The sequence below is a fragment of the Embleya scabrispora DSM 41855 genome, from assembly GCF_000372745.1.
Classification (GTDB): domain Bacteria; phylum Actinomycetota; class Actinomycetes; order Streptomycetales; family Streptomycetaceae; genus Embleya; species Embleya scabrispora.
Genome location: NZ_KB889640.1, coordinates 169691 through 190377, shown reverse-complemented (window position 1 = coordinate 190377; position 20687 = coordinate 169691). Strand labels below are relative to the sequence as shown.

Annotated in this window: 17 protein-coding genes and 2 pseudogenes; 10 read left to right on the top strand and 9 right to left on the bottom strand. The window is 71.6% G+C overall.

All coding sequences use genetic code 11. The features are described from left to right. Positions 1 to 59 precede the first annotated feature (59 nt). The 3 genes from A3IC_RS0115345 to pgfA all read right to left on the bottom strand — a co-directional run bounded on the left by A3IC_RS0115345 (position 60) and on the right by pgfA (position 3185). Positions 60 to 785 (bottom strand): class I SAM-dependent methyltransferase, encoded by a 726-nt coding sequence (locus A3IC_RS0115345; protein ID WP_020550931.1) that lies wholly within the window; start codon positions 783 to 785, stop codon positions 60 to 62. 4 nt (positions 786 to 789) lie between these two features. Then, positions 790 to 1968: a glycosyltransferase family 4 protein gene (locus A3IC_RS0115340; RefSeq protein ID WP_020550930.1), complete on the bottom strand. Its 1179-nt coding sequence runs from the start codon at positions 1966 to 1968 to the stop codon at positions 790 to 792. 152 nt (positions 1969 to 2120) lie between these two features. Continuing rightward, a complete protein-coding gene (gene pgfA / locus A3IC_RS0115335) occupies positions 2121 to 3185 on the bottom strand; it encodes a cell envelope lipid trafficking protein PgfA (protein WP_020550929.1) in 1065 nt (354 codons plus the stop codon). A 169-nt stretch (positions 3186 to 3354) separates the two neighbouring features. On the opposite strand from pgfA, the gene A3IC_RS69715 reads away from it, so the two are divergent. Both A3IC_RS69715 and A3IC_RS0115325 read left to right on the top strand, forming a co-directional pair. Further along, positions 3355 to 3519 (top strand): hypothetical protein, encoded by a 165-nt coding sequence (locus A3IC_RS69715; protein WP_020550928.1) that lies wholly within the window; start codon positions 3355 to 3357, stop codon positions 3517 to 3519. Between the two features lie 89 nt (positions 3520 to 3608). Further along, complete coding sequence (locus A3IC_RS0115325; RefSeq protein WP_020550927.1) at positions 3609 to 4820, top strand: PucR-like N-terminal domain-containing protein; 1212 nt, start codon at positions 3609 to 3611, stop codon at positions 4818 to 4820. Between the two features lie 20 nt (positions 4821 to 4840). Here A3IC_RS0115325 and A3IC_RS54625 read toward each other — a convergent pair whose 3' ends face one another. Beyond that, complete coding sequence (locus tag A3IC_RS54625; protein WP_245599303.1) at positions 4841 to 5113, bottom strand: hypothetical protein; 273 nt, start codon at positions 5111 to 5113, stop codon at positions 4841 to 4843. Between the two features lie 243 nt (positions 5114 to 5356). Between A3IC_RS54625 and A3IC_RS0115315 the strand changes: the two genes are divergently transcribed. From A3IC_RS0115315 to A3IC_RS54620, 3 genes and pseudogenes are all read left to right on the top strand, one after another. Next, complete coding sequence (locus A3IC_RS0115315) at positions 5357 to 5575, top strand: DUF5999 family protein (protein ID WP_020550925.1); 219 nt, start codon at positions 5357 to 5359, stop codon at positions 5573 to 5575. A 101-nt stretch (positions 5576 to 5676) separates the two neighbouring features. Further along, on the top strand, positions 5677 to 6789 hold the full coding sequence (locus tag A3IC_RS0115310; RefSeq protein ID WP_020550924.1) for a type III polyketide synthase: 1113 nt from the start codon (positions 5677 to 5679) through the stop codon (positions 6787 to 6789). Beyond that, positions 6774 to 7018, top strand: a pseudogene (locus A3IC_RS54620) (cupin domain-containing protein); the annotation flags it as partial. The gene A3IC_RS0115310 and the pseudogene A3IC_RS54620, both read left to right, overlap by 16 nt. Positions 7019 to 7508: 490 nt before the next feature. Here the strand turns inward: A3IC_RS54620 and A3IC_RS54615 are convergent. Both A3IC_RS54615 and A3IC_RS0115295 read right to left on the bottom strand, forming a co-directional pair. Further along, the gene (locus A3IC_RS54615; protein ID WP_086018440.1) at positions 7509 to 9593 is read right to left on the bottom strand and encodes a sensor histidine kinase; all 2085 of its coding nucleotides are present in this window, start codon (positions 9591 to 9593) and stop codon (positions 7509 to 7511) included. 267 nt (positions 9594 to 9860) lie between these two features. Continuing rightward, on the bottom strand, positions 9861 to 10529 hold the full coding sequence (locus tag A3IC_RS0115295; RefSeq protein WP_425387334.1) for a response regulator: 669 nt from the start codon (positions 10527 to 10529) through the stop codon (positions 9861 to 9863). A gap of 171 nt (positions 10530 to 10700) precedes the next feature. On the opposite strand from A3IC_RS0115295, the gene A3IC_RS0115290 reads away from it, so the two are divergent. Both A3IC_RS0115290 and A3IC_RS71040 read left to right on the top strand, forming a co-directional pair. Beyond that, positions 10701 to 11498: a TIGR03084 family metal-binding protein gene (locus A3IC_RS0115290; RefSeq protein WP_020550921.1), complete on the top strand. Its 798-nt coding sequence runs from the start codon at positions 10701 to 10703 to the stop codon at positions 11496 to 11498. A gap of 7 nt (positions 11499 to 11505) precedes the next feature. After that, positions 11506 to 11613: pseudogene (locus tag A3IC_RS71040) on the top strand (sugar dehydrogenase); the annotation flags it as partial. Between the two features lie 151 nt (positions 11614 to 11764). Here A3IC_RS71040 and A3IC_RS0115285 read toward each other — a convergent pair. Next, complete coding sequence (locus A3IC_RS0115285; RefSeq protein ID WP_020550920.1) at positions 11765 to 13345, bottom strand: GMC oxidoreductase; 1581 nt, start codon at positions 13343 to 13345, stop codon at positions 11765 to 11767. Positions 13346 to 13437: 92 nt separating this feature from the next. After that, positions 13438 to 15261: a glycoside hydrolase family 15 protein gene (locus A3IC_RS0115280; protein ID WP_020550919.1), complete on the bottom strand. Its 1824-nt coding sequence runs from the start codon at positions 15259 to 15261 to the stop codon at positions 13438 to 13440. 403 nt (positions 15262 to 15664) lie between these two features. Here A3IC_RS0115280 and A3IC_RS0115275 point away from each other — a divergent pair, with 403 nt between their 5' ends. Beyond that, positions 15665 to 17023: a chloride channel protein gene (locus A3IC_RS0115275; RefSeq protein WP_026218289.1), complete on the top strand. Its 1359-nt coding sequence runs from the start codon at positions 15665 to 15667 to the stop codon at positions 17021 to 17023. Between the two features lie 70 nt (positions 17024 to 17093). Beyond that, positions 17094 to 18023 carry an aldose 1-epimerase family protein gene (locus A3IC_RS0115270; RefSeq protein WP_020550917.1) on the top strand — a complete coding sequence of 310 codons (930 nt, stop codon included), beginning with the start codon at positions 17094 to 17096 and terminating at the stop codon, positions 18021 to 18023. 54 nt (positions 18024 to 18077) lie between these two features. Here A3IC_RS0115270 and A3IC_RS0115265 read toward each other — a convergent pair whose 3' ends face one another. Continuing rightward, positions 18078 to 19388 (bottom strand): citrate synthase, encoded by a 1311-nt coding sequence (locus tag A3IC_RS0115265; RefSeq protein ID WP_020550916.1) that lies wholly within the window; start codon positions 19386 to 19388, stop codon positions 18078 to 18080. A 114-nt stretch (positions 19389 to 19502) separates the two neighbouring features. Between A3IC_RS0115265 and A3IC_RS0115260 the strand changes: the two genes are divergently transcribed. Next, entirely contained in the window at positions 19503 to 20681 is a 1179-nt protein-coding gene (locus A3IC_RS0115260) for a citrate/2-methylcitrate synthase (RefSeq protein ID WP_020550915.1), read from the top strand. Positions 20682 to 20687 lie beyond the last annotated feature (6 nt).

Here is a 20687-nt window from a genome sequence, read left to right as displayed (position 1 = left end):
CCAGGGCGCCGGGATGCCGGCGGCGGGACCGAGGGATGCGTCGGGCGATGGCGCCGTCGTCACGGGCACCGCCGAAGAATGAGGAGCAGATTCCAGGTGAGGACCTCACGCAGCCCGGGAACGCGGGTGACCACGGCGGGCAGAAAGGGCCAGTAGCGCGAACGGGCCGAGACCACCCCCACGTCCGGGCGGGCCCGGACGTGCCGCAGCGTGGGCCCGATGTGCACGGCGAACAGGTTCTCGCCGAGGGTGTGCTTGGCGGCACGCCCGGTGCGCCGGGTATAGCGGGCCCGGGCGCGTTCGGCGCCCAGGTAGTGCCAGGGCGCCCATTCGTGACCGCCCCACGGGGAGTACCAGTTGGTGAAGGAGACGTAGATCAGCCCGCCCGGCCGGGTGACCCGGACCAACTCGCTCAGGAAGGTCTGCGGATCGGCGACGTGCTCCAGCACATTGGACGAGAAGCACACGTCGGCCACACCGTCGGCCAGTGGCAGCAGATAGCCGTCGGCGATCACGGCGCCCTCGGGCGGCGTGCCGTGCGCGGTCAACTCCCGCGGATCCGGTTCGAAGAGGTATCCGCGGGCTCCGCGTCGGCGGAACTCCCGGGTGAAGTGCCCGTTGCCACCGCCCACGTCCACCACTATCCGACCGCGCAGCCGGACATGCCGCTCGACCTGGTCGGCGGCGTCGCGGGCGAGCAGCCCGTAGCAGCGAGCGGGGTCGTGCTGCTCCTGCCGGAAAGCGCGCAGGAGCGCGATCGACCTGCGCAGCGACGGGTCCTTCACCCGGTCACCACCCGCTGTCGCGTCCGGTGACCGGACCGGACACGGCCTCGGCGGCCACGGCCCGGAACCGGCGCACCGTGGCGGTCCAGCGAAACCGGGCGGCGCGCAGCCCGGCGGCGGCGCTCATCGCCGCACACCGCTCGGGACTGAGCGCGAGCGCGCACCACGCGGCGGCGAACGAACTCTCGCCCCGGGCCAGAACCCCGGTGACACCGTCGTCGATCGAGTCGCGCAGACCGGGAATGTCGAAGCCGATGGCCGGCGTGTGCCGGGCCGCGGCCTCGGTCACCACCAACCCCCAGCCCTCGACGAGCGAGGGGTGCAGCAACAGCCAGGCCGAGCACAACAATCGATGCTTCTCGGCCTCGGAGACCCGGCCGGCGAACACCACGCCGGGCCCGGCCAGGGCGCGCAGCCGGTCGCGTTCGGGCCCGTCGCCGACGATGAGCAGTCGGCCGCCGGTCACCGGCCGGACCCGTTCCCACAGGCGCAGCAGCAGCTCGATGCGCTTGTACTCGACCAACCGGCCCACCGCCACGAACAGCGGCTCCGGCGACTTGGCGGCTCGGGGCCCGGGGTCCTCGACGCCGTTGTGCACGACGCGGATCCGGTCCGGCGGGACCCCGATCGCGCGCAGTGCGGCGGCGGTCGAACCGGACACCGCGACGATCAGGTTGCCCCGGTGCGCGCCGGCCAGTCCCCAGCGTTCCAGTCGCCGGCCCAGCCGCGCGGCGGGGCCCGGGAATCGCATACCCCACAGGTCGGTGTGGACGTGGTTGACCAGGCACAGGGTGGGGCCCCGATGCCACAGCGGACTCAGGTACGGCATGCCGTTGCAGACCTCGACGAGCAGGTCGCAGCCGCCGACGCGGCGGTCGAGGGCACGGTGTGCGCGCAGGTAGTGGTCGGTGTCGCCGCCGACCGAGACCACGCGGTAGTCGCGGTCGGCGGCGGGTCCACCACACAGGAGGGTCACCTGGTGGCCGCGGGCGGTCAGTCCGTCCGCCAGTCGATCGACCAACAGTTCCGAGCCGCCCGCGGCCGGATTGGCCAGGTCGCGGCGGGCCAGGAAGACGATCCGACGAGGATGGGCGGACCGGTCGGGCGCGGGACCGCGCGGTACGGATTCGAGCGGCGCCGAGGAGGGCACCGGGCGCAGCGCGGGAGGCACGTGCTGGGGCATCCGAGCTCCAACTCGTATCGGGCCTGGATCCAACGTGGAGGGGTGCGTGGGAAGTGCGGGATGTGCGGGGTGGGTTCGAGTTTTCGCCACCCCGTGCACCGGCGGCTACTCACCCAGGTGACAAGTTTGCCGCCGCGATCACCGACGAACCGTCAGTTCGGTGCCGGCCGGCCGGACTTGCCCGGCCCGGTCGCCCCGGGGCGCAGTCGCGGCAACCGGCGTCGGCGGACCCGCGCGTCCCGATCGGCGGCCGGCTCGGCACCGGGCCCGTCGCGCCGTGGTCCGCGGACCACCGACACCACCCCGAGCGCGGCGAGCACGGCCCCCGCGCCACCGGCGGCGACCGGTGCGGTCTCCCCGACCAGCACCAGCTTGGCATCGTCCTTCTTCGCCAAATCGACCTGCCGGCGCCGGGTTTCGGGGGTGAAGCGGATTTCGGCGCTGTCCAGCAGCACCACCGAGGCCGAACTCGCGCCGGGTGCCCGCAGGGTCTTGCGCGGAGCGATCCTGGCGTCGATGACCCGGCCGGTGCGCGGGTCGACGACCAGGTCGACACCGGCGTTCGTGTACCACTCCTCGGCGAGCACCTGCGGTTGTGCGACGCCGATGAGGCTGCCCGGGACCTGTCGGCCGCCGACCCGGGTGTCCGGGACGGTGCCGGTGAAGCGATAGCCGCGGTGTCCGCGCACCTTCACCGTGCCCCGGTAGTCCAGCGGGATCGCCGCCCCCAACGTCTCGTCCCACCAGCGGTAACTTCGCTTCTCCAGGTCGAACGGGAACTTCAGGAACGCCTCGCCCTGGATCGCCGGCGTCTCCCCGCAGCAGTGCACGGGGGCGTTGGTGCGCCGGTCGGTCACCCAGCGCGCCACCGTCCACTGGTAGGAACGACGCGGATCGTGCTCGGCCAGGGTGGCGGGGGTGTCGATCGTGGTCGACACGTCCCACACCGCCCGACCGCTGCGCTCGGCCTCCACCACATCGCCCACCACCCGGCGGGTCACGGTGAGCGTCTCGCCGTGCACCGGCCGCAGCGAGGCGGTGTCGAAATAGCTCCCGGTACCGGCGAACACCACGGTGTCGTCGATGTCGAGAGGGGTGCGCCGGGCCTGCGGCTCGACGTACCAGGCCAGCATCGCGGCCAGCACGAGCAGGAAGACTCCGACTCCGAGCAGAGCCAGGGAAAGGATCGGGGAACGGGAGGAAATGGCGCGGCGCATCGGGCACTCCTGACGGCAAAGGGCCTCGGGGACGTGCACGTCCGTCTCAGGCCGGGAACCGTAGGCGCACTCTTGACGGAGTGTCAATACACCTCGCACACTGTGTTCATCACAGAGCCGGTGCATGGGAATGGGCGGGGTGCCCTCCGATCGAGAGGCTCGTCGAAGCATGCACAGACTGCTCGCCGCCGGGTTGACCGCGATCCTCGCCGCCGCCCTCGCCGTCGGTGCCGCGTTCGGCATCGTCGCCGCGTTGCACAAGACTCCCGAGCAACCCAACGTCCCGCTCGTGACCTTCCGCACCGATCCCACAGCGCCGAACCCGCAGCCCTGATGCCGGCACCGCATGCCGGGAAACGGGTCCGGCCACGGCTACGCGCCCCCGTCGAGGGCACTGACCATCCGCCGCGAGGAAGAGGCGACATGACGGTGCGCACCGCATGGCGGAATGTGCCTCGGCCGCAACTGCGCCGGTTCGCCGATCTGGCCATCGCCGAGATCCCCGACCTGGCGCAGGACATCCTGCGCGACATCCGGATCGAATACCCCACACTGCCGCTGGTCCCGGACGAGTCCGGCGAACCGATGGCCCTGGTCGCCATCCGGCGCGCCCTGGTCGACTTCGTCGAGCACCTGCTCGCCACCGGCGACCGGCAGCACGAACGCCTGGAACTGTTCGAGATGTTCGGCCGCGCCGAGGTGCTCCAGGGGCGCAGCCTGGACTCGTTGCAGGCGGTCTACCGGCTCGGCGTGCGACTCGCGTGGCGGCGGCTGGCCGAGATCGGCCAGCAGGTGGAGATCCCGCCGCCGGCGATGTACGAACTCGCCGAGGCGGGCTTCGAATACCTCGACGGCCTGGTCGCCCAGTCCGTGCACGGCTACGCCGAAGCCGCGGCCCGCCAGGTGGGCGAACGCCTGTGGGCGCAGAAACGCCTGATCAAGCTGATGCTCACCGAGTACGGGACCGAACCCGCGAGCGCGCTCGCCGAACATGCCGCTCGGATCGGCTGGATACTGCCCGAACAGGTCGCGGTGGGCGTGCTGTTGCGACCCGCGCCGGACGCGGTCGCGCCCGCGGTGGGCCGGGACGTGCTCTTGGACATGGAGTGCGAACGGCCGCGGATGATCCTGCCCGATCCGGACGCGGCCGGCCGTCCCGAACTGCTGCGCCGGGCGATGGCGGGTTGGTCGGGCGCGATCGGTCCGTCCGTGCCGCTGGCCGACGCGGCCAAGTCGCTGCACTGGGCCTGTACCGCGCTGCGCCTGATGGAACGCGGGCAACTGCCGCACGGGCGGGTTATCCGCTGCACCGAGCACACCGAGGCGCTGGTGTTGCTGCCGCCCGAGGAATTGATCGAGGACCTGGCCCGTCGCTGTCTGGCGCCACTGGACAACTGCCCGCCCGCGCACTCGCGTCGGCTGGCCGAGACGCTGCTCGCCTGGCTGGAGACGCGCGGCGGCGCCCCGGAGATCGCGGCACGGCTGGGGGTGCACGCGCAGACCGTACGCTATCGGCTGCGCCGGATCCGTGAGTTGCTGGGTGAGGAGATGGACGAACCGGATCGCCGTTTCGAGTTGGAACTGGTGCTTCGGGCCCGGCGGTTGCGCGACGACAAGGCGGCGCACCGGAACTGACGCGTCTGCGCGGGGTGCGGCTATCCGGTGGTCGGCGCCGCCGTGGTCGGCGCGGGCGTCGTCCACGGCGTCGGTCGCGACGTCGGCGACCACTCCCAATCGCGCGAGGGGGGCCGTTCCGGAGAGGACGGCGGCGCGAACGGGCCCACGCGCTTGTTCATCAGGACCAGCATGATCACGAGCAGGATCAGGGTGATCGCGGTCAGTGCCAGACCGATGGGATTGCGGACGTTGTATACGTAGGGGCCCGGTCCCCGCTTGTCCCGCTTGAAGATCGGCTCGTCGTCGTTCACGTCCGGCAGCATATTCCGAACGCGTGAGCGAGAGTCCGCTCGATGGGTGGCGCCGTTTCCGAACGGGAGGCCCGGGAGGCCGCCCGCCCGGCTCGGGACAGCGGCCGTCGGATTCGGGGCCGTGGGCTCATCCGCCCGGGACCGCGGGCGGCGCACGGTTGGCGTGTGACCGAACAACCGACGCATCCCGCGGCAGCTCGTCGACCCGCTGCCGACCACGGCACTCCCGGAAGGATCAGGACCATGTGCCGGCATTCTCCCCCCTGTCCCGCCGCCTCGGCCTCCGACCACCTCGCGGCACACGTCGTACAGAGCCATCCCGAGCAGGGCTGGAGCCTGCTGTGCAACGGCGTGGTGATCTTCGAGGACACCGGCGCGCTGCTGCCCGACGGTGCGATCGAACCCCCGCACCGCGTGCGCCCGTCCGGGTCGATCCCGATCCCGATGCAGGCGGCCCGGTAGCCGGGCTCAGCGCGCGACACCGACGCGAGAAACCACCCCCCGAAACCGCGGAGAACCGCATCGGTTCTCCGCGGTTTCGTACCACGCAAGGAAGACAGCTCGTGAGTATCCTGTGCCGGCCCGCCGTGGCCGTCCCCGAAAACGTCATCACCATGGACGAGTCGCTGGAGATCGCCCGCCGACTCCACGCGACCAATCCCCGACTGCCGCTCGCGCTGCGGCTGATCGCGAACACCGGCGTGCGCAAACGACATCTGGTGCAACCGATCGAACGCACCCTGCGCCACCCCGGCTTCGAGGCCCGCAACCTCCTCTACCACGAGCAGGCGAAACTGCGCGTGCCCCCGGTGATCCGCCGGGCACTGGCCAACGCGGAACTGGACGCGCGCGACGTCGACTTGCTGATCTACGTCTCGTGCACCGGATTCGGCATGCCGTCGATGACCGCCTGGCTGATCAACGAGCTGGGCATGCGCTCCGATACCCGCCAACTGCCGATCGCCCAGCTCGGCTGCGCGGCCGGCGGCGCCGCGATCAACCGCGCACACGACTTCTGCACCGCCCATCCCGGGCTCAACGCGCTGATCGTGGCCTGTGAGTTCTGCTCGCTGTGCTACCAGCCCGAGGACGCCGACATCGGGGCGCTGCTCTCCGACGGCCTGTTCGGCGACGCGGTCGCGGCAGCCGTGGTGCGCGGCGCGGGCGGCACCGGCGTCCGGCTCGAACGCAACGGCTCCTACCTCATTCCGCACACCCAGGACTGGATCTCCTACGCGGTCAAGGACACCGGATTCCACTTCCGGCTGGACAAGCGGGTGCCCACCACGATGGAGCCGCTCGCGCCGGTGATCGAGGAACTGGTCGCCCGCCACGGGTGGGACGCCTCGGCGCTGGACTTCTACGTCGTGCACGCCGGCGGTCCGCGGATCCTGGACGACCTGAGCGGATTCCTCGGCGTCGCTCCCGAGGCGTTCCGGCACAGCCGGGCCACCCTCACCGAGTACGGGAACATCGCGAGCGCGGTGGTCTTCGACGCCCTGGACCGATTGTTCGCGGCGGGCGGGCCGGCCGCCGGCGGACGCGGCATCGTGGCCGGCTTCGGCCCGGGGATCACCGCCGAGATGGCGGTCGGCTCCTGGGTCGAACCCGGACCACCGGGCCGCGGTGATCGCCGGTACGCGGCGAAGGACGTGCCGTCATGGTCGACGGCCTGATCATCCCGCCCGGGGCGAGCCGGCGGCTGGTGACCGCCGCAGAGGAGGTCACCTACAAGGTCACCGGCGCGCACGCCCGACACACCTCGACCTTCGAGGGGGTGGTGCCCCCCGGCTTCGAGGTCGGCGCACACGTGCACGCGCACGGCGAGGAGCTGTTCTACGTGCTCAGGGCGAACTGGAGGTGCTCGCCTTCGAACCCCGGCACCGCACCGCCGCCGACTGGCGCGGCCGGGGTCCGGTTGCAGGCCCTCGCCGACGTCATCCGCACCGGCGCGCCCGGCGCGGCCGTGGCCCCACCGAGCCGTCACCGCCACGCCGGGTGAGCCCGCGCGCCGCGGCCCGCGCACACGCCGCCGCCCCCACCGTCGAGGACGGTGGGGGCGGCGATCGAGTTTGCCCTTCGGGTCGGTTCAGGCCGGTGGGTGGTGGGTGTCCGGCTCAGCGGGAGGGCCCGGTGCGTCGGCCCGATGCGGCGGGTGGTCGCTGCCCGGATCCGTCTGTTTCGACGAATCGGGCGGCTCCGGACCGTCGCACGGGTGATTGGGCGGGTGACAGCCGAACGATTCGTCGGGCTGGTTGGACCCGGGCGGCGGTTCGCCGCCTTTCGGCCGTGGGTTCGTCGACATCATCGATCTCCGTGGTGTGAGGGGGAGAAGGTGATCGGGGTCGATCACTGCTCCTCCACTTTCGCTCGCTCCGGGTCCACTCGCATGTGGTCACGGTCCCGGGTCTGTCCCGGATTGGTCCCGGGAGTCGGTCCCGGGTCGTGGGATGACCGCGCGCACGACAGTGCCGTGTTCGTCGCCGCCCGCGGTGAAAGTTCCGCCCAGTTCCTCGGCGCGTTCGGCCATCGAGGCCAGGCCGACACCTTCCGTCGCCGCGCCGCGTTCGCGCTCGCGGTTCCCGACTCCGTCGTCGGCCACCTCGAGAACGACGCGGGTGTCGGTGACCCGGACGTCGAGCGTGGCATTGCGGGCCCGGGCGTGCCGCACGACGTTGGTCAGTGCCTCGCCGCAGATCCGGTAGACCGCGACCTCCACGGCGGCGGGCAGCGGCGGTGGTGGATCGGGATCGAAGGCGACCCGGATGCGCGGGTGGGTGCCGCCGCCGCCGTCCAGCCGGCCGGCGCATTCGCGCAGCGCGTCGGCCAGGCCGAGTCGGGCGAGTGCGGCGGGGGCGAGGCCGTCGGTGATCCGGCGCAGCTCGGTGATCGCCTCGCCGATGCTGCGCGACGCGATGGCCAGCGTGCCCTCGGCCGGGGTGCCCGGCGGTACGCAGGCCCGCGCGGTGTCGACTTGGAGCCGGGTGCCGGACAGCGCGGGGCCGAGGCCGTCGTGCAGATCGTGGCGCAGTCGGCGGCGGGCCTCCTCGCGGGCGAGCACGATGTGCTCGCGGGTCTCCTGGAGTTCCTCGTACAGGCGCAAGGACGCGATCGCGGGAGCCGCCTGGTCGGCGAGGAAGCGCAGCACCTCGAGGTCCTGGCGGTCCAGGGTGTCCTGTCCGGGCCGGGGCGGTGCGGAGAGTCGGCCGATCACGACGCCCTCGTAGGTGAGCGGGAAGTCGACGCGATCGGCGCCGGCATCGCCGATCCGGGCGAGTTCGCGTTCGCCGTGCCGGGTGTCGACCACCACGCCGGCGCCGGGCAGGCCCAGCGTGTGCACGACGGTTCGGCAGAGCAGGGTCGGTGCCGCCCCGGGCGCCGGTGCCCGGCTCAGCTGCTCGGAGAGGTCGCGAACGACCTGGTAGGGCCGAGCCCGTTCGCCGTAGTAGAAGCGGTCGACGACACGCATCGCCCAGCCGACGGTCGGGCGCAGCAGGGCACCGATCACCAGTGCGCCGGCCGCCATCACCAGTGCGCCGGTGGTGCGCGCGCCGGGCAGTACGCCGGACAGCGCGACGGCGATCCCGAAGTAGCCGCCCATCAGCACCGCGGCCAGCGAGAAGGCGGCCAACACCTTGCGCGCGGAGCGGTCGAGGTGCCACTGCCGGTCCCGGGCGAAGGCGTACGCGAAGCACAGCTGCCACACCAGCACGCCTGCGTAGAGCAGGAATTCATAGAGCAGATCCGAGAGTTCGAGGTGGTAGCCGAGGAAGCTCACGGCCAGCCACAGCAGGTAGGGCAACAGCGGTACCAGCCGCATCGGGCGCGGTCGGGGCGAGCGCACCCAGCAGACGGTCATCACGCCGAGGCTGGTGAGGATGACCAGGGGTGGAATCAGGTCCAGGCGCGGGGTCAGCCACCCGTCCAGCCACCGCTGCCCGACGGCCCAGGCCCCGTGTCGCAGGAAGCTGGGCAGTCCGTGCCAGTCGGACCCGGCGTAGTCGTTGTACGCGTGCAGGGCGCTCCACAGCGCGACCAGCACGGCGTAGATCCGGACGAATCGGGCCCTGGGCAGGGATCCGTTCGGGAGCCACAGCGGCAGTGCGTACATGCCGAACAGGAACACCGCGTCGGCGACCAGCCACAAAGCAATCGCCACTCCGGCCCAGACGGGTCCGGCGTCGGCGAACACGGCGCTGAACAGGACCGCGCTCGACAGTGGATAGGCCAGGCCGGTCCACAACAACAACCAGCCCAGGCCGGGTGCGGATCGACGCGAGATGACGAACAGCCCGGAGAGCGCGAAGGCGATGCCCTGGAGGGTGGACACGCCGATCAGGGCGGGCCGCGGGGACATCCTCGGGTCGTCGAGGTGGGTGAGCAGCAGGACCAGTGTGATCAGGCCGCCGACCAGGGAGGCGCCGCATACCGCGTAGGCCCGGTCGAGGCCGGAGCGTTGCTCTCGGTTGCTCATGGGCATCTGGCGCCTCCTCACGGGACGTCGGCGAGCGACGGCGCGGACGAGTGGAGCCGGGTGGGACCGAACGACGCCGAGCGGTTCCGGGGTGCGGTGCCCGGAGTGGTTCGGAATTCCCAGAATGGCCGTCGCGGCGTCCCGTGCGCAGGAGGCACCGGTCCCATCCGGGTCCCGATTCGGGCCCGGCCGGTGTCCCGGTGCGGGCTCGGGCCGGCCCCGTCGGCGCGGTGGTGCGCGGTGGGGCGGGCCGTCGGGCGGACGGTCGCCGGATCAGTCGGCGCCCAGGCCGAAGTTGCGGGCGTGGGCCACCGCCTCCGCGCGGGTGCCGACGTGCAGCTTCTCGAAGATGTGCGTGATGTGGTTGCGCACGGTCTTCTCGGCGAGGAACAGCCTGCGGGCGATGTTCCGGTTGTCCAGGCCGCGGGCGAGCAGGTCCAGCACCTCGCACTCGCGGTCGGTCAGCTCGGGGAAGACCCGTTCGGCGGCGCGCGGGGCACCGCCCGCCAACAGCGCGGTCAACCGGGGCACCGTCTGCGCGCCGAACACCGCGCCACCGGCCGCGACCGTACGCACCGCGTGCAGCACCTCGTCCCGGCCCGCGCCCTTGACCAGGTAACCGCCCGCGCCGGCACGCATCGCGGCGAGCAGGCTGCCGTCGTCGTCGGACATGGTCAGCACCAGAACCGGCACGGCGGGCGTATCGGCCGCGATCCTGCGGGTGGCGTCGATCCCGGAGCCGTCCGGCAGCGACAGGTCCATCACCACCAGATCCGGACGCTGCTCGGCAACCGTATCCGGCACCGCCGCGGCCGTCTCCACCTCCGCGACCACCACGATGTCGGCGGCGCTCTCCAGCGCGGCCCGCAATCCCGCCCGGAACAACGGATGGTCGTCGACGATCACGACCCGCACTGCCTTGGAACCACTCTCCCCAACCACGCGGTACATACTACGCGTGCGCGCTTGATCGCCGTATGTGATAGTGCGCGCCGCGTCGGGGCTTGTGTGTGGCGGGACGTGGTGGAACGCTGCCGGGGGCTCGTGTGTCGGGTCGGCGATCGGGGCTCGCGGTGTGCGTGGGCGTCGGTCGGTGATGGGAGGACGGGAACGATGGTGGATCTCGCGGCCGTTCTGGACGACCTGGCGGCGGAGGGTGCCGCGCTGGACCGACTCGTCGGCGAGTTGGCGCCGCAGGCGTGGGCCACGCCGACGCCCGCGCCGGGGTGGACCATCGCTCATCAGATCGCGCACCTGGCCTGGACCGACGACCGGGTCCGGCTCGCGGCGACCGACCCGACCGGCTTCGCCGCCGCCGTCGCGGAGGCAGCGGCCGATCCCGACGGCTTCGTGGACCGAGGGGCCGAGCGGGGCGCGGCGGCGGCGCCGGAACGGATCCTGGCCGGCTGGCGGGCCGGTCGCGACGCCGTGGCGAAGGTGCTGGCGGCGGTACCGGCGGGCGGGCGGTTGCCCTGGTACGGACCGCCGATGAGCGCCGCGTCGATGGCCGGTGCCCGGATCATGGAGACGTGGGCGCACGGACAGGACGTCGCCGACACGCTCGGCGTGCGGCTCCCGCCCACCGCCCGGCTGCGCCACGTGGCCCGGATCGGTGTCCGGGCCCGGGACTACGCCTACTCCGTGCACGGTCTGCGCCCGCCCGAGCGGGAGTTCCGGATCGAACTGAGCGGTGGGCCCGAGGTCGGCGGCGCCTGGACGTACGGCCCCGAGGACGCGGCCGAGCGGGTGACCGGCCCCTTGCTCGACTTCTGCCTCCTGGTCACCCGACGCCGGCACGCCGACGACCTCGCCGTCCGTGCGCACGGCGCCGAGGCCGTGCGCTGGCTGGACATCACCCAGTCCTACGCCGGCCCACCCGGACCGGGCCGCGCCCCCGGCCAATTCGCCTGACACGACCAACGCCGGGCTCCAGCGGGACGCCGCCTTCACCGAGATGACGCTCGCCCAGTGGCAGAAGGTGCCGGACGTGAACCTCACGAGTCAGTTCCCGTGCGCCCGGGAGGCGGTCTCCCGCGGCAAAGCCGCACCGGTCACCGAGACCAGTGTCCCGACCCCGCGGACCGGGGACATCGCCATCCTGCCGAGTCCACCCGCGCGGCTTCGCGGGAGCCAGACGCCCGTGGCCCGGGCGTCTGGAACGCTCGGTGCAGGGATGCTCAACCCAGGCGCTCCGCCAGGTGGTCGCCGACCCGCAGGGCGTTCGCGATGGCGGTCAGCGAGGGATTGACCGCGCCGATGCTCGGGAAGAAGCTCGTGTCCACGACGTACAGATTGTCCAGGTCGTGGGCCTTGCAGTCGACGTCGAGGGCCGAACTCCGCGGATCGGTGCCGAATCGCACGGTGCCCGCCTGGTGCGCGGTGGCGCCGATCGGCATCCCCTTGTGCAGATAGAGGCTGTGCGGGAGCAGGTGGTGCGGGTGCATCCCCAGGTGTTTGAGGTTGCCTTGGAGCTTGTGCTGTAGGCGTTCGAGTCCCTTGATGTTGTTCTTCTCGTCCAGCACCAGGTGGATCTCGCCCTGGTCGTCCAGGGTGACGCGGTTCTCGGGCTGCGGGAGGTCCTCCCCGCACAGCCAGAAGTCCACGGCGTGGTGGGCCAGTACCTCGAAGGGCATGTCCGGCGAGGCCATCCCGGCCCAGCGCGGTGCCTCGCCCCGGATCTGGTCGGAGTCCGACTTGCCCAGCATCTGGATGCCGCCGAGCGGATAATCCCAGTCGTCCGCGCCCAGGTACCAGTCGTTCATGGCGAGGGTCTTCTGGAACAGGGTGTCGTTCGGTTCCTTGGAAATCGCCATCAGCGCGAGGTTGTTGTGCCGCATGTAGTGGCGACCGACCACGCCCGAGCTGTTCGCCAATCCGTTCGGATGCCGCTCGTTCGCCGAACGCAGGAGCAGCGCGGCGGAGTTCACCGCCCCGCAGGCGACCACCACGATGTCGGAGCGGAACCGGGTGATCGTCCCGTCCTCCAGTTCGGCCACCACCGAGGTGACGGTCCGCCCGCTCGGATCGGTCTCCAGCCGCCGCACGTTGGTGCCGGTTTCCATCCGCACGTCGGGGAACTCCAGCGCGGGGTCGACGCAGATCACCTGCGCATCCGCCTTGCCGCGCACCAGGCAGGGGAAGCCGTCCACCCGGTTGCACCGGATGCACACACTCTCGTGAGTGGCCCGACCGTGCTCGTCCTGGGTGAGGTTGACGCCGATGGGCAGGTGGAACGGGTGCAGTCCGCGCTTCTCCATGTCGTCGCTCAGCTGCTGGATCCGCGGTTCGTGTTGTACCGGGGGGTGGGCGTATTGCGCGCTGACCTGCCCCTCACCCGGGTCCTCGCCGTGTCGGCCGTGCACGAGGTAGAGGTGCTCGGCCTGCGTGTAGTAGGGCTCCAGGTCCTCGTAGCGGATCGGCCACGCGGGGGACAGGCCGCCGTGGTGGCGCAGTTCGCCGAAGTCCTGGGGGCGCAGGCGGAACAGCGCCGCGCCGTAGAACTTGGTGTTCCCGCCGACGTAGTAGTTGACCTCGGGCGGGAATCGGTCGCCGTGTTTGTCGAACCAGAACTCCGGGGCGCGGTACTTCCCCTTGACGAACACCGCGGTCGATTCCCAATTGTCCCGCTCCCGGGGGAGGTAGCCGCCGCGTTCCAGCATCAGAACGCGTTTGCCGGTGGCGGCGAGCCGGTGGGCGAGCGTGCCGCCGCCCGCGCCGGTGCCGATGATGATGATGTCGTAGTGATCGTTGTCGGCCATGTCGCCACCTGAGGTCGTGAGTTCGGGCGAATGCCTCCGCCGGCGGGTTGCCGGTCACCGGTGCGCCCGTGGACATCGTTGCTCGCCTCGTCTCAGCCGCGCCGGTGGTCGAGGGCCTCGTCCAGGGTGCAGGCGGCCGTGATGAGTGAGAGGTGGGTGAACGCCTGTGGGAAGTTCCCCAGTTGCTCGCCGCTGGGGCCCACCTCCTCGGCGAAGAGGCCGACGTGGTTGGCGTAGGTGAGCATCTTCTGGAACGTGTACTGGGCGGGACGCAGGCGTTCGGCCCGCGCCAGCGCGTCCACATAGAGGAAGGTGCAGAGGCTGAACGTGCCCTCGGAGCCGCGCAGGCCGTCCGGAGAGGCGGCCGGGTCGTACCGGTAGACCAGGCTGTCGGAGACCAGCGTGCGGTCAATGGCGTCCAGGGTGGACAGCCAGGACGGGTCCCTGGGCGCGATGAAGCCGACCCGGGGCATCAGCAGCAGCGACGCGTCCAGGACGGGATCCCCGCCGTAGTGTTGGACGTAGGCCTGACCGGACTCGTCCCAACCGCGTGCCATGACCTGTTCCAAAACGGCGTCGCGGGCCTCGGTCCAGCGCACGGTGTCGGCGGGTCGGCTGAAGTCTCTTGCCATCCGCAGGCCGCGGTCGAAGGCCGCCCAGCACATGACCCGGCTGTAGGTGAAATCCTTGCGTCCGCCGCGGGTTTCCCAGATGCCCTCGTCGGGCCGGTCCCAGGAGTCGGCCAGCCAGTCCAGGGTGCGGGACATGACCTTCCAGCCTTGGTAGCCGGCCTGGATGGCGACCTCGCGCCCCTCCGACAGGGCGTAGAGGGCCTCGCCGTAGATGTCCAACTGCAACTGGTCGGCAGCCGCGTTGCCGAGCCGCACCGGCGCGGAGCCTCGGTAGCCCTCGAAGTGGTCGAGGATCTCTTCCGTCACCAACGGCTCACCGTCGACCCGGTACATGATCCGGAGCGGCTCCCCCTCCTGCCCGGCCGAGGCACGGAGCCGGTCGCCGATCCAGTGTGTGAAGTCCGTCGCCTCCTCGACGAAGCCGAGGTCCAACAGGGCCCGGACGGAGAGCGACCCGTCGCGCACCCAGGTGTAGCGGTAGTCCCAGTTGCGCTCGCCGCCCACCTGCTCGGGCAGGCCCATCGTGGCCGCGGCCACCGGCGCGCCGGTGGGGGCGTAGGTGAGCAGCTTCAGGGTGATGGCGGAGCGATTGACCATGTCGGGCCAGCGGCCGCGGTAGTTGGAGCCGTCTACCCATTGCTGCCAGAAGTCGGCGGCATGCCACAGCTGTTCGGTGCCCGCGGCGATGGTGAACGGCGGCGGCGGGGCCTGGCCGTCGCCGTCGCAGACGGTGAAGACGGCTCCCGCCTCCTGGCCGACGCTCAGGGTGATCGATCCCCGCACATCGTCGCCGTCCCGCTCCAGCGGAAAACTGCTCCGCAGGTACGCGGTGACGCCCGGGGCCCGAAACACGCCGCCGTCGGCCCCCAGATCGAGCCGGTGGGCGGCCCGGCCGTAGTCGAAACGCGGTCGGCACTCCAGATCGAACCGAACGGTGCCGCGCACCGTGCGCACGGCGCGCAGCAGGGTGTGCCGGTCGCTGGGTATTCGGCTGTTGTTCGGCGGCATCCAGTCGATCACCTCGCCGACACCGTCCGGGGACATGAACCGGGTCACCAAAAGCGCGGTGTCGGGGTAGTACAGCTGCTTGCAGGTGGCTTCCGAGGCATCCGGGGCCACTCGGAAGAAGCCGCCCCGATCGTGGTCGAGCAACGCCGCGAAAATGCTGGGGGAGTCGAACCGGGGCGCGGCGAACCAGTCGACGACGCCTTGTGAGGAAACCAGCGCCGCGGTCTGCAGATCGCCGATCAGGCCGTGTTCCGCGATGGGAGGGTAGCGGTCCATGAGGGTCCAATCTCAGCCGGGTCCCTACCCGATCCACTATCCGGCAGGCGCCGGCTTCGTGCCCTTCGGAGCCGGCGCGAGCGGTGCGCTCTCGTGGCGGCGAGGGCCCGATTGCCGAACGGCACGCCTGCGGCGTTGGCTGGAAGGAGCCCCTCGACGACCCCGTTCCCCGCGCGGCAGTCCGGCTGACGGCCGTGGTCACGTCGGTGGGGGCGCCCGGGGGTCGAAGCCTCGGGCGGCGGCCCGGTCGCGGTCCCATTGGGCCGTGGGCATGACGGTGCGGGGCGTACCGGAGTGCCGCAGGCGGGGCGGGCAGGGCCCGCTCCTGCCGCGTGGTATCACCGGACAAAGGCTTGTGAGCCGACGCCTTCGTGCGGGTTCCGATGCTGAGGAGACGATGAGAGTGTCGGCCACGCCTGCCGGAGTGCCCGAAACCGCGCCACCGGACCCCTTCGCGCCCGTCCGTGCCCACGGATACGTGGGGCTCCTGGTGATGACGGCGGTCCTCGGAGTCCCGATCTCGGCGGCGGCGTTCGGATTCCTCGCCCTTGTCTCGCGACTGGAGTCGCTGACCTACACCGACCTGCCCGAGGCGTTGGGCTTCGACGGCACGCCCTCGTGGTGGCCGGTGCCGCTGCTCGCCGTGGCGGGGCTGCTGGTCGGACTGATCATTCGCCATCTGCCGGGGGAAGGCGGGCACAAGCCGGCCGAGGGCGTTGCCTCGACGGGCGCGCCGTCCGCGGTGGAGCTGCCCGGTATCGCGCTCGCGGCACTGGTCTCCCTCGGGATGGGCGTCGTCCTCGGGCCCGAGGCGCCGCTCATCACCCTCGGCGGCGGCCTTGCCGTGTTCGGCGCACGGCTGGTGAAGCGCGACATCGAGCCGAAGGCGAGCGGCGTCGTGGGCGCTGCCGGGAGTTTCGCCGCGATCAGCGCGCTGCTGGGATCACCGCTGCTGGGGGCGTTCCTGCTGATGGAGGCATCGGGCCTCGGCGGGCCGATGCTCGGGGTGGTGCTGGTGCCGGGCCTGCTGGCCGCCGGCGTCGGTTCGCTCGTCTTCATCGGCCTGGGCTCGTGGACCGGCCTGGGCACGTACTCCCTGACCTTGGACAACGTGCCCCACGCCGATCTGCCGGATGCCGCGTCATTCGGCTGGGCTCTCGTCATCGGGCTTGCGGCGGCCTTCCTCGGCACGGGCATCCGTCGGGGCGCCCTTTACGCGCAGGCGCGAATCGAGCGGCGAAGGGTGCCGGCCACAGTGATGATGGGGGCATTCGTCGGACTGGCCGCGCTCGTGTACGCCGAAGGGTCGGGATACGACGGGTCGCAGGTGCTGTACTCGGGGCAGCACGGGCTGGAGCCACTGCTCGCCCACAGTGCCGGATACTCGGCGGGCGCGCTGGTGTTGCTCATCGTCTGCAAGTCGGTGGCGTACTGCGCGTCACTGAGCAGCTTTCGCGGTGGCCTCGTCTTCCCCTCGATGTTCATGGGCGCGGTGGGCGGGATCGCCCTGTCCCGTCTTCCCGGGCTGGACCTGACGTCCGGATTCGCGATGGGTATCGGCGCCATGTGCGTGGCGATGCTGAAGCTCCCGATGACCTCGGTGCTGCTGGCCACCCTGCTGCTGGGGTCGCCGGGGCTTACCGTGATGCCGCTCGTGATCGTCGCGGTGGTGGTCTCGTATGTCGTCTCGCTGAGACTCACCCCCGTGCCCGCCGCCCCGGCCGCCGCCCCGCCCTTCGGCGGGCAGGCCGGCCCGTCGTAGTCCGACGCCCGTTCCGGTGTGCGCCCGTTCGCGGCGTGTGCACCGAGCCCCGAACCCGAGATGGAGGCCGATGGTGTCCGAAAGTCCGACAGGGCGGCAGATCGTGCTGCGCAAAGGCGAGCAGAGCGCGGTCGTTGTGGAACTCGGCGGTGCGCTGCGCGGCTACTCGGTCGGTGGACGGCCGGTACTGGACGGCTTCTCCGCCGACGAGCGCATCGTGGGAGGTCGTGGTCAGGTCCTCGTACCGTGGCCGAATCGGATCGGCGGAGGGCGGTACCGCTGGAACGGCGAAGAGCTGCGACTCCCGCTGACCGAGCCGGAGAAGGGCAACGCCATCCATGGGCTGCTGCGCTGGATGTCCTGGCAGGTGGTCGAAGAGCAGGAGGACCGCGTCCTTCTCGGGGTCACCCTCTGGCCGCAGCCGGGCTACCCGTTCCACCTCCATGTCCGGGTGGAGTACACGCTCGAGGCAACAGGGCTGGCGGTGGCCGTGGTCGCCCGAAACCTCGGTACCGGCGCGGCGCCCTACGGTGTCGGCCAGCATCCCTACCTCACCGTGGGCACCGACCTGGTGGACGACGCGGTGCTCACCCTCCCGGCCCGCGAACGGCTCGTGGTCGACGACCTGGGCATGCCCGCCGCGGCCGAACCGGTGGTCGGCACACCCTTCGACTTCCGCACGCCGAGGGCTGTGGGCACACAGCGCCTGGACACGGCCTTCGCCGAGCTGGAGCGGGACGCCTCCGGTCTTGCCGTGGTGCGGCTCGCGCACCCTTCGGGGTCGCACGGCACCGACCTGTGGCTCGGTGAAGGAGCCGAGTTCGTGCAGGTGTACACGGGAGACACACTTCCCGAGCCGGCTCGGCGCAGAGGCATCGCGGTGGAGCCGATGTCCTGCCCGGCGGACGCGTTCCGCAGCCGCGCCGGCCTGGTGGAACTCGAGCCCGGTGCCGAGCACGTCTTCCGGTGGGGCCTGCGCGCGTGGACCGAGAGGCACTGACGCCGCCGGCCGCGAACCGAACATCGAATCGTCCTCGCGGCCGGATGGCGGCGCTCAGGCCCGACGCGTCTTCGGATCGCCGGCGTCGGCAGCGGTGCCGCCGGCGGGACGCGGGCCGGTGTAGACGCCGACGGCCCGGTAGCGGAGGCCGGGTTGTTGGTACTCCTCCAGGGCGTGGGCGAGCCAGCCGATCGATCGGGCGATCGCGAAGATCGCCTCGCCGGCGTCCGGTCGCATGTCCAGTGCGTGTGTCAGCGCCGCGAGGGCCAGGTCGACGTTGGCGAACATGTTCTCGCGGGCCGCGGTTTCCCGGGTCAGGGCATCCACGGCCGAGGTCACCCGGGCGACCCGATCGTCGTCCCGGGCCTGCTCGCGCAGCAGGTCCAGCACCAGGTCGGCGCGCGGATCGCGGTCCACGTAGAGCACGTGGCCCAGGCCGGGCAGGTGTTCGCCGGCGCGGAGGCGGTCGGCGACCGCGATGGTGGGCCCGCCCGCGGGGTCCAGCGCGTCGCGCAGGAAGCGGTGGGCGAGGCCGATCGCGGCGCCGTGGTGGCGACCGTCGACCACACCCAGACCGGCGGACACCACCGCGTACACGTCCGCCCGCGCGCTCGCCGCCACCCGCGCGGCCAGCGTCGACACCGCCAGGTCGTGGTCGGCCATCGACACCAGCGCGGCGTTCAGCAGGCGCAATCGTGCCGGTGTGGCCGGCCGAGCGGTGAGTTTCGGCCACAGTCGCTCGGCCAGGGCGCGGCCGGTCGGCGGCTGGGCACCGGCACACGACGGCAGGGCGTCGACGATCATCGCGAGTAGGGTCTCGCCGCCGCGCACGACCGCCGGTTCGGACAGGTCGTAGCGCAGCGGATCGGTCGTTCCGGTCGCGGCCACGATCATCCGGATGCGGTCGATCAGCCGGGCGGTGTCCGGCAGGAGGGCGACCGTGCGGCGGACCGAGTCGGCCCGTTCGGCAGTGACCTCGAACGGGGACACATCGGCGAGTTCGGCCCGCCACAGCCAGTGCGCCACCGATTCGAGACGGTATTCGGCCAGTTCGCTCACGTCCCGGCCGCGGTAGTACAGGCGGTCGCCGGCCAACAGGGTCAGATGGGTGTGGATGCGCTCGATCGAGCCGTTGGGCTCGCGCCGCCCGCCGGTGCGCTCCGCCAGCGCCTCGACCTCGGCGGTGGCGAACCGGCTGCCGCGTTGCCGGGACTCGCGCACGCTGGTCAACAGGCCACGGCTGACGTAGGCGTAGATCGTCTCGGGCTTGACCCCCAACCGCTGCGCGGCCTGGGCCGTGGTCAGGTAGTCCGACGGGTAATCCTGCTCACTCGCGTCGCCCGCAACCTTGCGCCGACAAGCCATTTCGTTCGAACCTCCGCCTCATGTTGACGAAATCAACATTGACGATACTTGACGACGTGATCGACATTCGTGGTGGGCGGGCCGTGCGGCTCGGCCGAGGATGGGAGGCATGTCATGGCGGTCGCCGGCGACGAGCGGATCGACGTACCCAGGGGCCTGAAGGGGGTGGTGGTCACCACCACCGAACTGGGCGATGTGCGGGGCACCGAGGGCTTTTACCACTATCGGCAGTACTCGGCGATCGAGTTGGCCCGCACCCGCTCCTTCGAGGACGTGTGGTTCCTGTTCGTGCACGGCCGGTTGCCCGCGGCCGAGGAACGGGCGCCGTTCGCCGCGGAGATCGCCCGACTGCGGGTGTTGCCCGAGGAACTGCGTCCGGTGTTGCGGTCCATCGCCATGGCGGGCGAGCGGTTCGACCCGCTCGCCGGACTGCGTACCGCCCTGTCGCTGATCGGCGCCGCGCGCAACCTGCCGCCCTTGTGGGAGTCCGCACCGCAGCGGCGCGCGGCGGACGCGCTGCTGGTCGGCGCGGTGACCCCGACCATCCTGGCGGCGCTGTACCGCATCCGCGCCGGCGCCGAGCCGGTGGAACCGCGGGAGGACCTGTCCACGGCGGCCAACTGGCTGCGCATGGTGACCGGGAAAGAGCCCGGGCCGGCCGCGGTGGCCGCGATCGAGCGCTACCTGATCGCGACCATCGACCACGGCTTCAACGCCTCCACGTTCACCGCGCGCGTGATCGCCTCCTCGGGCGCGGACCTGGTCTCCGCGGTGGCCGGCGCGATCGGCGCGTTCTCCGGCCCGCTGCACGGTGGTGCGCCGGATCGGGCCCTGGAGGCGCTGGACGAGATCGGTTCGCCGGAGCGGATCGACTCGTGGGTGCGCGGCCGGATCGCCGCGGGGGATCGGATCATGGGCTTCGGTCACGCGGTCTACCGCACCGAGGATCCGCGCGCGGTGATGCTGGCCGAGATCGCCGGCGAACTCGCCGAACACGCCGACGCGCAGGGCCTGGAACTGGTGGAGTTCGCCGCCGCGGTACACCGTCGGGTGACCGGGATCCTGGCCGAGTTGAAGCCCGGACGCGAGCTGCACGTCAATGTGGAGTTCTACGCCGGCGTGGTGATGCAGCTGTGCGGGATCCCGCGGAGCATGTTCACCCCGACCTTCACCGCGAGCCGGGTGGTCGGGTGGTGCGCGAACATCCTGGAACAGGCCGAGGACACCAAGATCATCCGCCCGATCGCCCGCTACACCGGCCCGCGACCACCCCGGCCCGTCCCGAGCGCCTGAGCCCGC